Source organism: Acidobacteriota bacterium (assembly GCA_009861545.1).
Taxonomy (GTDB): Bacteria; Acidobacteriota; Vicinamibacteria; order Vicinamibacterales; family UBA8438; genus WTFV01.
The window spans coordinates 1-12,942 of the sequence record VXME01000032.1 but is presented as its reverse complement, the minus strand read 5'-3'; the positions used below and the strand labels follow the sequence as shown (position 1 = coordinate 12,942).

General features: G+C 68.0%; 12 protein-coding genes. 6 read left to right on the top strand and 6 right to left on the bottom strand.

Annotation, left to right across the window (positions count from 1 at the left end; genetic code table 11):
* Window positions 1-14 precede the first annotated feature (14 nt).
* The 5 genes from F4X11_04540 to F4X11_04520 form a co-directional block, all read right to left on the bottom strand.
* Window positions 15-1,739, bottom strand: coding sequence for an NAD(P)/FAD-dependent oxidoreductase (locus tag F4X11_04540; GenBank protein MYN64281.1), 1,725 nt, complete (start codon window positions 1,737-1,739; stop codon window positions 15-17).
* A gap of 18 nt (window positions 1,740-1,757) precedes the next feature.
* Window positions 1,758-3,104, bottom strand: a complete 1,347-nt coding sequence (locus F4X11_04535; protein MYN64280.1) for an AMP-binding protein — start codon at window positions 3,102-3,104, stop codon at window positions 1,758-1,760.
* Between the two features lie 54 nt (window positions 3,105-3,158).
* Complete coding sequence (locus tag F4X11_04530) at window positions 3,159-4,115, bottom strand: alpha/beta hydrolase (protein MYN64279.1); 957 nt, start codon at window positions 4,113-4,115, stop codon at window positions 3,159-3,161.
* A gap of 1,194 nt (window positions 4,116-5,309) precedes the next feature.
* The gene (locus F4X11_04525; protein ID MYN64278.1) at window positions 5,310-7,118 is read right to left on the bottom strand and encodes a PQQ-binding-like beta-propeller repeat protein; all 1,809 of its coding nucleotides are present in this window, start codon (window positions 7,116-7,118) and stop codon (window positions 5,310-5,312) included.
* 101 nt (window positions 7,119-7,219) lie between these two features.
* The gene (locus tag F4X11_04520; protein MYN64277.1) at window positions 7,220-7,780 is read right to left on the bottom strand and encodes a Uma2 family endonuclease; all 561 of its coding nucleotides are present in this window, start codon (window positions 7,778-7,780) and stop codon (window positions 7,220-7,222) included.
* 80 nt (window positions 7,781-7,860) lie between these two features.
* On the opposite strand from F4X11_04520, the gene F4X11_04515 reads away from it, so the two are divergent.
* The 3 genes from F4X11_04515 (at window position 7,861) to F4X11_04505 (ending at window position 10,393) form a co-directional block, all read left to right on the top strand.
* A complete protein-coding gene (locus F4X11_04515) occupies window positions 7,861-8,253 on the top strand; it encodes a nucleotidyltransferase domain-containing protein (GenBank protein ID MYN64276.1) in 393 nt (130 codons plus the stop codon).
* A complete protein-coding gene (locus F4X11_04510; GenBank protein ID MYN64275.1) occupies window positions 8,250-8,663 on the top strand; it encodes a DUF86 domain-containing protein in 414 nt (137 codons plus the stop codon). The genes F4X11_04515 and F4X11_04510 overlap by 4 nt, the downstream gene beginning before the upstream one ends.
* Before the next feature lie 293 nt (window positions 8,664-8,956).
* Window positions 8,957-10,393, top strand: a complete 1,437-nt coding sequence (locus F4X11_04505; GenBank protein ID MYN64274.1) for an MATE family efflux transporter — start codon at window positions 8,957-8,959, stop codon at window positions 10,391-10,393.
* Here F4X11_04505 and F4X11_04500 read toward each other — a convergent pair.
* Window positions 10,388-10,579, bottom strand: coding sequence for a hypothetical protein (locus F4X11_04500; protein ID MYN64273.1), 192 nt, complete (start codon window positions 10,577-10,579; stop codon window positions 10,388-10,390). The genes F4X11_04505 and F4X11_04500 overlap by 6 nt on opposite strands.
* 16 nt (window positions 10,580-10,595) lie before the next feature.
* On the opposite strand from F4X11_04500, the gene F4X11_04495 reads away from it, so the two are divergent.
* The 3 genes from F4X11_04495 to F4X11_04485 are packed head-to-tail and all read left to right on the top strand — an operon-like array spanning window position 10,596 to window position 12,722.
* Complete coding sequence (locus F4X11_04495; protein ID MYN64272.1) at window positions 10,596-10,844, top strand: hypothetical protein; 249 nt, start codon at window positions 10,596-10,598, stop codon at window positions 10,842-10,844.
* A complete protein-coding gene (locus tag F4X11_04490; GenBank protein MYN64271.1) occupies window positions 10,829-11,239 on the top strand; it encodes a type II toxin-antitoxin system VapC family toxin in 411 nt (136 codons plus the stop codon). Before F4X11_04495 ends, F4X11_04490 begins: the two co-directional genes overlap by 16 nt.
* A 16-nt stretch (window positions 11,240-11,255) precedes the next feature.
* Window positions 11,256-12,722: an SDR family oxidoreductase gene (locus F4X11_04485; GenBank protein ID MYN64270.1), complete on the top strand. Its 1,467-nt coding sequence runs from the start codon at window positions 11,256-11,258 to the stop codon at window positions 12,720-12,722.
* Window positions 12,723-12,942: the final 220 nt, after the last annotated feature.

The following is a 12,942-nucleotide window of genomic DNA, read 5'->3' as shown; positions in this document are numbered from 1 at the left end:
TGGCGCCGGCTTCGTCAGGAGATGTCGTCCTCGGCCCCGACCCCACCGAAGCGCAGGGCGGCGCGAATCTTCACCGGATCGCCGTTCTTGTCGAATCCCCGCAGGAAGCCGTTCTCGGTCAGGCGACCGATGACCTGCACCGGCGTGCCCTGGCCGGCAAGCGCCTTCAGCCTGCCGGCCAGCGCCGTATAGCTCAGCGGCTGGCTCTTCAGGCTCTCGAAGAGCCGGCGGTGTTCTTCCGTGAGGGCATAAGCGGTCATGGCGCGCCCATGTTCGTCGGCGATGAACTGCTGGCGCTCGAGCGCGAACGAGGTCGGATGGACCTTGAAGGACGGCACCAGCCGCACCTCGTCCGACACCCAGGTGATCCGGGCCATCCGCCTGAACTCTTTCATCAGTTGGCCGGCCCAGCGCAGGCGGCGCAGCGAGAGCTCGGTCTCGTCGAACTGGTCGGTGACCTCGTTCCTGCTGTGCTGCCACAGGTCAGCCAGGGTCGCCGCACGCGCTTCGAGTTCGTCGACGCCCCGCGCGCCGGCCTCCACTTGCTGGCCGGACAGTGCGGTGAACCACTCCTTGCCGGCGAAGCGGCTGTCTTCCGCGCCGGCGATCTTGCGCTTCCGCCAGAACGTCGAATCGAGCGCGGAGTTGGCGGAATAGAAGGCGGCCAGGAATTCGTGGTAGCGGTTGTAGGCCTCCCGGTAGGACTTCTCGTACCACTTGCGGATCTCGTCCGCGTCCTGCGGGTTGCGGTACAGATGATCGATGCCCGCGGCGGCCAGCATCGCCGAGTAGGTCGCCAGATGCACGCCCTGCGAGAACAGCGGGTCGATGAAGCAGGCCGAGTCGCCGCACAGGAAGGCGCGGCCGAGCGACAGCGACGAGGCGTCGTACGCCCACTCGCGTATCACCCGCACCTCCTCGCAGCGGGTGGCGCTCTCCAGGATCTCCATCGCCAGGGGACACATCTCCAGGCACTCCCGGTAGAACGTCTCGATCCCGACGTCGCGCATGCGGGCGCTCGCCGACTTGTCGGTCACCACCCCCACGCTGTAGACGTCGTCCTTCAGGGGAATGATCCAGATCCAGCCTTCCGTGAACGTCACCGAGAAGATGTTGCCTTCCAGGTCGCCCTCGAACCGTTTGCCGCCCTTGTAGTAGGACCACACGGCCATGTTCTGGAAGTACCGGTCGAACCGCCGCATCTTGAGCTTCGTGGCGACGATTCCGCGCGACCCCGAGGCGTCGATGATGAAGTCGCCTTCCAGCGTCCCGCTCGATGCGCCGTTCTTCCAGCTCACGGCCACGGGACCGCCCTCGCCGTCCGTCCGAATCCCGGTGACCTCGTGCGCTTCGCGGACGTCGGCGCCGCGCTCGCGCGCGGCGTCCAGCAGGATCTGATCGAACTCGGCGCGCGTCACCTGGTAGGCGTGGTCGTGGACCCAGGGCGCGGTCTTCGGCGTCGCGAAGGTGAAAGTCCAGGGGGCCTGCTCCGGGCCCCAGATGAACGTCGCAGCCCGTTTCTTGACGAAGTTCGCGGCCTCGATGCGGTCCATCACCCCGAGCCGGGTCAGGATCGACATGGTCCCGGGCAGCAGCGATTCGCCCAGTCGGTAGCGGGGGAACTTCTCCCGCTCGAGCACGACCACGTCATGTCCCAGTTTCCGGAGACAGAGCGCGGCGACACTGCCGGCGGGTCCGCCGCCGACGACAACGACCGGTCTGCGCGTGTTCTTCGCCATGACGGACGACTCGCTCCTCTATCGCCGGATCTTCTTGAACCGGTAGTTCACCTGTCCCTCGGTGGCCACCTTGACCTTCACCGGGATCATGAAAGGCTGCAGGCGTCCCCTGCAATGCTCGGCGATTCGCTTCCGCATCTGCACGGCCGGCACGGGTTCCGCCACCTGTACGGTGGCGGTGACCACCTGGCCCATCAGCAGGTGTTGCTCGCCCTTCACCGACACGTCGATGATCCCGTGCATTTCGGCGATTACCTGCTCGACCTCGGCGGGGTATACCTTCTGGCCGCCAACGTTGATGATGTCCGACTGCCGTCCCAGGATCCGATAGTAGTCACCCTCGCGGAGCACCGAGTCTCCGGTGTCGAACCAGCCGTCCTCGTCGAAGGGGCTGGGCGCATTCAGATACCCCAGCATCGACGACTGCGCGCGGATCCGCAGTCTGCCGTCCGTGACGCGGGTCTCGTAGTCCTCGCCGCCGATCCTGACCCGCAGCGACTCGTCGGACTCCGACTTCGAGCGCAGAATGCCGAGCTCGCTGAGGCCGTAGGTCTGCAGGAAACGGGTCTTCGGAAACGCCGCGTTGGCCATCCTGAGCGTGCGCTCCGGCATGACCTCGGTACCGTAGGTGATCAACTTGAGCGACGAGAGGTCGTACGACTTGTGCGCCCCCGACAGCAGCATGAGGTTCAGGAACGTCGGCGAGGTCGGCAGCAGCTCCACCCGGTGCCTTTCGATGACCTCGCACACGCTGGGGACGCTGCGACCGGCCGCCGCCACCACGCAGCCGAGGTTGGCCAGGGTGTAGAACAGCGTGTTGAATCCGCCGATGTGATCGAACAGGAGAAACGTCAGCGTCCGGTAGCAGTGCCGGGGCTTGCGGAACTTGTTGAGCAGCTCCGGCAGGCTGTGCAGAATCGCCTTCGGCTTACCGGTGGAGCCGGAACTGAAGAGCACCAGTCCCGCCTTGCCCGCCGTCCGCAGTCGCTCCATCAATGGGTGGTTGCGGCGGTGCTCCTCCATCCTGGTAACCACACCCTGGTCCTGGTCGTCAATCTCCACGCGGTGATCCAGCTCGCCCGTCCTGAAGAAGGCCTGGTGCTGATCGCGCGACTCCCACGCAAGGGGCACGAGTACGCACCGCATCTTCAGCAACGCCAGCAGGCACGACACGGCGCCCGGCGAGAAGTCGCTGAGCACGCCTACCGAATCGCCCGGGCGCACGCCCGCCGCCTCCAGTCGGCCGAGCCACTGCCGGTAGCGATCGGTCAGCTCGGAGTAGTCGCAGGCGCGATCGCGCCAGATGATGGCCGCACGATCCGCGCCTTCTCCGAAGCGTTGCAACTGCCAGTCGATGTGTTCCATCAGCCTTGTTCCGCTCGGCGGCGCCCCCCTGTGGCCCGAACGAGCGGCCCCGGTTCATGCGAGTCCCTGGCGCTCGAGAAACTCCAGCATCCTGGCGACGCACGCCTCCGGGTCCTCGAGCTGGAGGAAATGAGTCGTCTCCGGCACGAAGTCGTAGTCGAGGCCGGCGATGCCACGCAGGTTCATGCTCGGAAGGAATGAGTAACCCGCGGTCGGGTCTCCTCCGACCACCTTGACCGGACAAGCGAAACCGCTCGTCTCGGGCTCGAAGTTGTAGGCGAAGATGTACTCGAACACCCGGGCCTCGCACGCGCGCGGACAACGAAGTTGGTAGCCCGTGCCGTCGGATGCGTGGCGGAGTGTCGTCTGCGCGAAGAGATCCGCTACGCCGGGCGCCAGACGGGCGAACGCCGGCGTGCGGCGGATGTTGTCCGCGAGCTCCTCGCGCGTCTCGAACCGTTCCTGGCGCAGCCGCGTGATGATGCCGCACTTCTTCCACAGGGCGTCGAGCTCGAGTGGGTCGCCGCTGGGCGGGCAGATCGGCGGATCGAAGAGAACAAGGGCCGCCAACCCTTCTCCCGGGGGCTCGTGGTTGAGCGCCGCCACCGCCGACAGCGAATGAAAGACGCCGATCCCGGATTTCTTCCCGAAGTACCGGTCGATGCCCCTGAAGACGTGCTCGTTGTCGGAAACGAAGGTCGGAATGTTGTGGCTTCGAATGTCGCTCGGCGGGTTCCAGCCGTGGTTTCGGAGGTCATACAGGACGAGATCGAATCGCTCTGCGAGCAGTGACCAGAAAGGGTAGTACAGATCGATCGCCAGCCCGTTGCCGTGGCTCAGCACGAGCCGTGGACCGTCCGGGTTGCCGTGCCGCCGCAGTATGATGCGACTCCCGTCGGTCATGTCCACCGCGCCCGTCGCGAGCGGCGAGGGTACTTCCCACGGATTCGCCGTCTCGCATGGCCCGACGTTCGGGATGTTCCGGGCTGCCCCGACGATGCGACCGGTCACTGTCGCTTTCCCTCACCGTGGCGCGTAGTACACGCCGAGACGCGACAGTGCATACGTCAGACTGCGCGGGCGCATGAAGGCCGTGCCGAGGTCCCACCGAAGTCGGTGAATTGCCTCACGAACGAAAAGCTGACGCTACCGGTCCCTGGTTCGGCAATCCAGGGCGCTCCTTGCGCCGATGGCGGCGCCGCCCACAGGCCTGTCAGCAACCCCAGGCGAACCGCAACCGCCACGAGCGAACGATGTGTGTGTTGCATGATCTGTCAGTCCCCTGGTCAGTGCAGTCCTTTTCGGAATCTGGCCCCGAAGCCGGTCTCCACCGGTTCAGGATAGCTTTCTTCCTCCTCGAGTTGTCACTACTGATCCGGCGTCAGCCCGGAGACTTCCTGGCGGTCCTGGCGGTGGTTCCCGATCCGCGCGCCGGGCCTTTTCTCGCACTCCCGCTGGCGTTTGTCAAGTTTGCCTGTGCGGCATCGACGACGCCGAGCGTACTAATTCCGGCCACATAGCGATGTAATGCCATGCAACCATGGGATAGAGGGGCGGACCCTTACGCCGTTGAATACCAGAATTGGTATCGCGGCGGGCCACGGCGCGCTTCAGCGTCGAGGGTCCGAGCGATCACCGAACTCGGCGAGCGACACCAACCGTCCCAGGTCCACCTGCCGCGAGATGGACTGCTTCCGGTAGATCTCCTTCAGGTGCCAGTAGATGGCGCCTTGCGTGTGCGCGGTCGCCTCGGCCATGTCCCGCACGCTTCTGCCTTCCGCCAGGCCAGACCGCCACCTGACTCTCCCCCGGCGTCAGCCCCAGCGTCGTGGCCACCAGGCCCGGACCGACACGCTGATGGCGCCCCGGCTCTACGATCAGCACCAGAGCGGCGCCGTGCCGCGCGCCGTAGTCCGGTTGCGGGACGCCCACCGGCTTGACGTGCACCTCGAACGGGGGCAACAGGGCCGAGCGGCGGAGGCGCCGCTGCGGCCTTCCGGCCACTGCGGTGAGGCGTTGCCTGACAATGTCGCGCGTAGACAGCCACAGCTGCCAGGCCCTTGCGGCAACGCCAGCACACTCGGACGGTTCATCCGGCAGCACCGTTCGGTTGCGTGGCCCAGCCGTTGAGGACCCGTGCGGCCTCTGGATGCATACTGCAAGATGCGCCAATAAAACCGGGGAATACCGGCAGTCTATGGACTGCTACGGACCCTGGTCATCTTCAGGCATGGCGAACACGTACATCGCGTTCGGCGCCCCGGGCACCCGGCCGCCGCCGACCGGGATGGCCAGGTACTGCCGGCCGTCGACCGCGTAGGTGATGGGGAAGCCCTGCACCGGCGATGGCATGCGGGTGCGGTACAGCACGTTGCCCGTCTCCACGTCCATGATGTAGAGGTAGCGGTCGCCGTCGGCGGTCACCACCAGGCCGCCGGCGGTGGTCAGGGCCGCGGCCAGGGAGCGCAGGCGGGTCGAGTGCCGCCAGCGCACCTCGCCGGTGTCGATGTCCATCGCCACGAGGTGGCCGTCGTGGTCGGGGCTCTTCGGGTGGGGCAGCCGGCCCGCCGACTGCCAGCCGGTCCAGCGCGGGTTCCCGTAGTAGTACAGGTCGCCGGTCGGATGCGGCTCGCGCGCCACCTCGCTGAACGTGCCCTTGACGCAGGTCGGGTGGATCGGGATGTAGAGCATTCCCGTCCCGGGGTGGTACGCCGACGAGCGCCAGTTGCGGATGCCCTGGAAGTCGGGACAGAACTCCAGCTCCTCGCCGGGCTCCGGGATCATCTCCGGGCGGTAGGTGGTCTCGCCGGTCTCGGGGTCGACGTCGACCAGCGTCTGGTAGCCGAGATCGTGGGCGGCGACGAACGCGCCGGTCTTCCGGTCGATCTCCCACAGGATGCCGAGCTTGCCCATCTTGAACAGCGACTGCCGGCCGCGGTGGTCGATGAGCACGCTCTCGAAGACGTCGTCCAGATCGTGCGTCTCGCCCGGCACGAACTGGTAGTACCAGTCGAGCTCGCCGGTGTCCGGATCCAGCGCGAGAACGCTGTTCGTGTAGAGCGCGTCGCCGTCGGTCCCGCGCGACAGCCGCGCCCACGGCTTGGCCTGCGAAGTCGACCAGAAGGTCAGGTTGGTGGCCGGGTCGTAGCTGCCCGGAATCCAGGCGTCGCCGCCCGCCCGGAACATCGCCGGCAGGTCCCCCCAGGTGTCGCCGCCCGGATCGCCCGGCTGGGCCACGGTGGACGTGCGCCACAGCTCGGCGCCGGTCTGCGGGTCATGCGCGGAGATGAAGCAGGTGCCGTCCTTGTAGCGCTCGCAGCCGGTCATGCCGGCCACGATCTTCCCGTTGACGATGATCGGCCCGCTCGTGTAGCGGTAGCCGAGCCGGTTGTCGGCCACCACGTGATCCCAGACCACCTCGCCGGTCCGCGCGTCGAGGGCGACGATGTGGGCGTCGTTGGTGTTCAGGTAGATCTTGTCGTCGTAGATGGCGATGGACCGCGTGCGGGCGCGGAACGAATCGTCGGGCGAGCGCTCGAAGCGCTTGCGGTACTCCCAGATGAGATCGCCGGTGACGGCGTCGAGCGCCTGCACCACGTTGAGCGGACCCGGCAGGTACATGACGCCGTCGTGGACGATCGGCGTGGGCTGCGCCAGGCCGGTGGGCATCGTCCACGACCAGACCAGCCCGAGCTGGTGGACGTTTTCCCGGTCGATCTGGTCGAGGGGGCTGTAGCCCCAGCCGTCCAGCGTTCTCCGCCAGTTGATCCAGTCGGCCGGATCGGGGTCTGCGAGCATCGCGTCGGTGACCGGCGTGAAGTCGCGGTCCTGCGCCGCGGCGGGTCCGGCGCCGGCGAGGGAGGCGAGGAGGATCGCCAGCGTCCCCATCCGTGATATCCGGGTCCGAGAGATCGTCCACCACGTCTTCGTGCTCATCCTCGCCCCCGTTTCGTCGGCAACCTGATTCAGGCCGATCCCACCTGACCGGGATGTCCAGGGCCAGTTCGCCATCATACTCGCGTTCCGGCGACGATCCGCTATTGCGCGTCGAAGAGCCGGCCACGAAATCCAGGTGCTGGTGGAACGACTGGAGTCCGTGTTCGGCGGGTCCTCTGTTACGGGAGCAGGTCGCTTGCGGCGATGGCCGCCGCAGGCCGCGCGAGCGGCGCGATCGTCTCGCCGGCGCGTCGTATCAGGACGGTGCGGTATCCGTCCGGAGTCGGATCGCGGTAGACCTCCACACGGGCGTCGGGCAGGGCGAGGATCCAGTACTCGGGGATGCCGTGGCGCGCATAGAGGCTCTGCTTGATGATGCGGTCGCGGCGCAGCGAGTCGTCGGAAACCTCGACCACCAGCAGGGCGCTCGTCGGGTGGGCGTCCAGGTAGTCGCGCGCCCGTCCCGGTACCACCGCGAGGTCCGGCTCTGGTTCCGAATCGTCACCCGCTACCAGTGGGCATTGCGTACGGATGCTGCAGTCGGCGCCGAAGACGTCGCGCAGGATGTCGCCGGCCTGACCGACAATCGCCGCGTGCCGGCTGCCTTGCGGGTTCATGGCGAGAAGCTGTCCCTCGATCAGCTCGAGACGGTCGTCGGGGCCGAAGACGCCGGCTTCGACCGCACGGTCGTACCGCTCGCGGGTCCAGCGAAAGGTGGCCTCGGTGGTCGTATCGGTCACCGGCGTTCCTGCGGGGTCGATTTCATCGTAGCACGCTCCGCGACGCCTATAATCGAAGTCGAGTCGGAAGAAACGGCGTGATCGAACAGCTCGAGCGGTACTTCGCGGCGCACGCGACTGACGGGAACCTCGTCGCCGCCTGGCTCTTCGGCAGCGTCGCGCGCGGCGACGACGGGGCTCGGAGCGACGTCGACGTGGCGATCCTCTACCGGCGCGATCCGCCGCGGACGTTCGACGCGCTGCCGTTGCGTCTGGAGGGGGAGATCGAGCGACTCCTGCGCCGGCGCACGGAGGTCGTCTGTCTTAACTTGGCTCCCGTCGACCTGTGCGCCCGCGTGCTGCGTGACGGCGTGCTCCTCGCGGACCATGATCCCGCCTTGCGGATCGGATTCGAAGTGCGGACGCGCAACCTGTGGTTCGACCTGCAGCCGGTGCTCCGCACGTATCGGCGATTGGCGGCGCCGGCCGGATGACAGATCCGGAGCTGGTCGCGAAACGGCTCGCGATCATCGAGACGAGCGTCCGCGAGCTGCGCGAGCTGGCCCGCCCGGCGGCGATTCACGCCGATGTTCGCGAGGCGCGGTTCGTAGAGCACACGCTGCAGATCGCTATCCAGGCGGTTCTCGACACCGCGTCGCACATCGTGTCCGACGAAAGGCTGGGGGAGCCGCGGACCAACCGCGAGCTGTTCGACCTGCTCGATGGGGCGGGCTGGATCCCGCCGGTGCTGGCCGACGCGCTGCGGGACATGGCCGGCTTCCGGAACGTGCTCGTGCACGGTTACGACACGGTCGATCTCGAAATCGTCCGCGACGTGGTCGAGCACCATCTCGGCGAGCTTCTGCAGTTCGCCGACACGGTGCGGAAGCGCATCGGCAGATGATGTATACTGGTTCTTTGCCTACAGGAAGCCTGCCCATGTTCGTGCTTGCCATCTCCGACACACCTCGCATTCGCGGCTAGCGTCCGCACGCGCGACCGGGAATCCGCACCGTAGAAACGGGTGCGGACTCCTGGACGGGCGCCGCTCCTTCACGACAGTTCCGCCGTTCGTTCGGTTCGATCCTTCCGCGCGGCGCGGCTGATCTACTTCCTTCTTCGGTCGGCTCCGCGGGTCCGTTGCGTTCGACGCGGCGTCCCGTTCCGTCGTCTCCGCTCTTCTTTCGTGGTGCACCGATGTCTTTCGTCAACGTGGTTTCCAACGGCCGCCGCACCCTGGCGGCCCGCAACGCGCAACTCTGGGGCGACGTGCGCGACGCCGTGCGCGCCGTGCCCCGCGACTACACCCGCGGCAGCCTCGGGCGCGCCGTCCTGCTGCTGGCGGTGCCGATGGTCCTCGAGATGGGGATGCAGTCGGTGTTCTCGGTCGTCGACGTCTACTTCGTGGGCCGTCTCGGGTCGGAGGCGGTCGCCGTTCTCGGCTTGTCCGATTCGCTCATCGCCCTGGTGTTCGCCGTCTCCATCGGTCTCAGCATGGGAGCCACGGCGATGGTGGCGCGGCGCGTCGGCGAGGGGGCGCCCGAGCGCGCCGCGGCCGCCGCTGTGCAGGCCATCGCCGCCGGAGGCGCGGTGTCGTTGGCGATCGGCGTGGCCGGGGTCGTCTGGGCCTCCGATCTGCTGGTGCTGCTGGGCGCCACGCCGGAGCTGGCGGCGAGCGGCCGGACCTTCACGGCGATCATGCTCGGCGGCTGCGTCACGGTGACGCTGCTGTTCATGATCAACGGCATCTTCCGCGGGGCGGGCGATCCGGTGCTGGCGATGCGGGCGCTGTGGCTGGCGAACCTCGTCAACATCGTGCTGGACCCGATCCTGATCTTCGGTCTGGGACCCATCCCGGCGTTCGGGCTCGAAGGGGCGGCGATCGCGACGACGGTGGGGCGCGGCCTGGGCGTCGCCTACCAGCTTCGGGCGCTCACGAGCGGCAACGGCCGCGTGGCCGTCGACTGGCGGCGGGTGCGCATCGAGACGCAGACCATGCTGCGCCTGCTCCGTGTCAGCGGCATCGGCATCCTGCAGTACCTGGTCGGGACCGCCAGCTTCGTCGGTCTCATCCGCATCCTGGCGCCGTTCGGCGACACGGTGCTGGCGGGCTACACGGTCGCGGTGCGGATCATCATCTTCGTGCTGCTGCCGGTCTGGGGCGTCGGCAACGCCGCCGCGACGCTGGTGGGGCAGAACCTGGGCGCCGGCCAACCGGATCGCGCCGAGCGCGCGGTCTGGTTCACCGCGCGCCTGAACACGGTGCTGCTGGGCATCGTCGGCGTGATCTTCGTGGTCTTCGCCCGGCCCATCGTCGGGTTGCTGGCGGCCGATCCGGAGGTCGTGGCGCTGGCCGCCACCTGCCTGCGCATCGTGGCCTGCAGCTACGTGTTCTGGGGCTTCGGCCTCGTCACCGTACTGGCGTTCAACGGGGCGGGGGACACGACCACGCCGACGTGGATCAACTTCTTCGTCTACTGGGTGGTGCAGCTCCCGCTCGCGTGGACGCTCGCGGGCCCGGCCGGTCTGGGGCCAACCGGGGTGTTCGTGACGGTCGCGGTCTGCCAGACGCTGATGGCGGTGGTGGGCGTGCTCGCGTTCCGGCGCGGCGGTTGGAAGAAGCGGGTGCTATAGGGGTTTCTTCCAGCGCGCCAAGGTGTAGGTGAGCACGGCCAGCAGCGTCTCGTCGAGGAACGGGATCGGGTCCGGGACGAGCAGATCGATGACGAGCAGCGCGGCGGCCAGTACGAAAAGCTGCCAGGACCGGAGACCGTCGAGGAACGTGATCATGGGAGTGTCGCTGGCAGGGAACACGTGCATTATGCATACTACATGCATGTCCAGCAAGACCATATCGCTCCGGGAGGAGGCGTACGAACGGCTCCGTGCGGCACGTCGCTATCCCGGCGAGTCGTTCAGTGCTGTCGTCCTGCGAGCGACGTGGCCGGAGACGACGACGACCGGCAAGGCGTTCCTGGACATCTGCAGGGAACGGGGAGCCGTCTTCGATGCCGCGGCGCTCGATCGGGTAGAGGCGCTCAAGCGCGATGACGCTCCGGCGATCGACAAATGGAACATGCGCTGATTCTCGAAACGACCTTCCTGATCGACCTCGAACGCGAGTTCGTCAAGGGTGAGAATGGTCCCGCGCAACGCTTCCTGGAGTCTCATGCGACCTGTCGTCTGTTCATAACCCCGACCATTGCCGGGGAGCTGGCTGCCGGCACGAGCCTCGCCGAACCGGGGCGCTGGGAGCGGTTCCTGAGTCCGTTCCGCGTTCTGCCGATTACCGACGACGTCAGTTGGGAATACGGACGCGCGTCCCGATACCTGCGGGACAACGGCGCCATGATTGGCGGTAATGATCTCTGGATCGCAGCCACCGCGGTGGCGCATGGCGTGCCGGTGGTGACACGCAACACGAGACACTATCGCCGTGTGCCCGGCCTCGACGTGAGGGGCTATTCGATGGACGGCTGAAGCGAACCGCATGGCGATGAACGTAACGGAGCCACGGCCGAAGATTCTGCTGACGGGCGCCACCGGCTGCATCGGCGGCCGCCTGCTTGCGGCGCTCGAGGCGCGCGGGTATCCGGTCCGCTGCATGACACGACGTCCGGAGGCCCTGGCCGGTCGGGCAGGAGCGCGCACCAGCGTGGTCCGCGGCGACTGTCTGGACCCGGCCTCGCTGCCGGACGCCCTCGCCGGGATCGACACCGCCTACTACCTGGTCCACTCGATGGGGGGCACGGCGGACTTCGAGGCGCAGGACCGCGCCGCGGCGCGCAACTTCGGGGCCGCCGCGCGTACCGCGGGCGTCCGCCGCATCGTGTACGTGGGCGGACTCGGCGCCTCGTCGGGCCTGTCCCGCCACCTGCGCAGCCGGCATGAGACCGGCGAGGTGCTGCGCGAGTCGGGCGTCCCGGTCATCGAGCTGCGGAGCGGCATCGTGCTCGGCGCCGGCAGTCTCTCGTTCGAGTTGATCCGCGCGCTGGTCGAGCGGCTCCCGGTCATGATCTGCCCGTCGTGGGTCCGTACCCCGACCCAGCCGATCGCACTGGCGGACCTGGTGGGCTATCTCGTGGCCGTGCTCGACCGGCCCGGCGGTGAGAGCCGGGTGTTCGAGGTGGGCGGTGCGGACGTGGTGTCGTACGGCCGGATCATGCAGGAGTACGCCCGGCAGCGCGGACTCCGGCGCTGGCTGATCCCGGTGCCGTTGCTGACGCCGCACCTGTCGAGCCTGTGGCTGGGGTTGACCACGCCGGTGTACGCAAGGGTGGGCCGCGAGCTCGTCGACGGCCTCCGCACCGCGACGGTCGTGAGCGACGCTGCCGCCCTGGCGGCGTTTCCCGTTCGCCCGCCGGGGCTGCGGCAGGCGGTTGCGCGGGCCATCGAGGAGGAGGACGCCGGTTTCGCCTCGATCTCGTGGTCCGAGGATGCGTTGTCGGCGGGGACGGCCCTGCGCTGGGGCGGCGTGCGCATCAGCACCCGGCTGATTCACTCGTGCGCGGTCGACCTGCCCATGGCGCCGGATGCCGCGTTCGCGCCCATCCGGCGCATCGGAGGCGCCAGCGGCTGGTACTACGGCGACTGGATCTGGCGCCTGCGTGGTCTCGTCGACCTGCTGCTGGGCGGCGTCGGCATGCACCGCGGCCGGCGCGACCGCGAACACCTGGCGGAGCGCGACGTGCTGGACTGCTGGCGGGTGGAGGCGTACGAGCCCGATGCCCGCTTGCGGCTCGCGGCCGAGATGAAGGTGCCGGGCCGCGCGTGGCTCCAGTTCGACGTCGCGCCGCGCGACGGCGGGGGTTCCACCGTCCGCCAGACCGCCGTCTTCGACGCGGCCGGCCTGCTGGGGCGGTGCTACTGGCACGCGCTGTACCCGGTCCACGTCGTTCTGTTCAGGGGGCTCCTGCGGAGCATCGCCCGGCGGGCGGTACGGGAGGCATCCTCCCAGGACTAGCGGTTCGACGGCGGAGGGCTCGAGAAAGCGCTGGCGCGCGGCGTGGCGGAAGGCGTTCGTCCGCACGTTCTACCCGGGCGAAATGCCGTATGGCATCGACGACCGTATCGCTGCGGTCCCGGCCGGCGCGCTCTTCTCGATGTCCGCCGCTGGCTCGTCGGCGCCGGCTAGGAGTCTGCGCCGCAGGACGTTTGCGGCACGAAACGGGTCGCCAGTCCAC

Excerpts from the sequence above, each read along its gene's own strand:
- F4X11_04540 (MYN64281.1), bottom strand. The coding sequence starts at position 1,739 with ATGGCGAAGAACACGCGCAGACCGGTCGTTGTCGTCGGCGGCGGACCC.
- F4X11_04535 (MYN64280.1), bottom strand. The coding sequence starts at position 3,104 with ATGGAACACATCGACTGGCAGTTGCAACGCTTCGGAGAAGGCGCGGAT.
- F4X11_04525 (MYN64278.1), bottom strand. The coding sequence starts at position 7,118 with ATGATGGCGAACTGGCCCTGGACATCCCGGTCAGGTGGGATCGGCCTG.
- F4X11_04510 (MYN64275.1), top strand. The coding sequence starts at position 8,250 with ATGACAGATCCGGAGCTGGTCGCGAAACGGCTCGCGATCATCGAGACG.
- F4X11_04505 (MYN64274.1), top strand. The coding sequence starts at position 8,957 with ATGTCTTTCGTCAACGTGGTTTCCAACGGCCGCCGCACCCTGGCGGCC.
- F4X11_04500 (MYN64273.1), bottom strand. The coding sequence starts at position 10,579 with ATGCACGTGTTCCCTGCCAGCGACACTCCCATGATCACGTTCCTCGAC.
- F4X11_04495 (MYN64272.1), top strand. The coding sequence starts at position 10,596 with ATGTCCAGCAAGACCATATCGCTCCGGGAGGAGGCGTACGAACGGCTC.
- F4X11_04490 (MYN64271.1), top strand. The coding sequence starts at position 10,829 with ATGGAACATGCGCTGATTCTCGAAACGACCTTCCTGATCGACCTCGAA.
- F4X11_04485 (MYN64270.1), top strand. The coding sequence starts at position 11,256 with ATGAACGTAACGGAGCCACGGCCGAAGATTCTGCTGACGGGCGCCACC.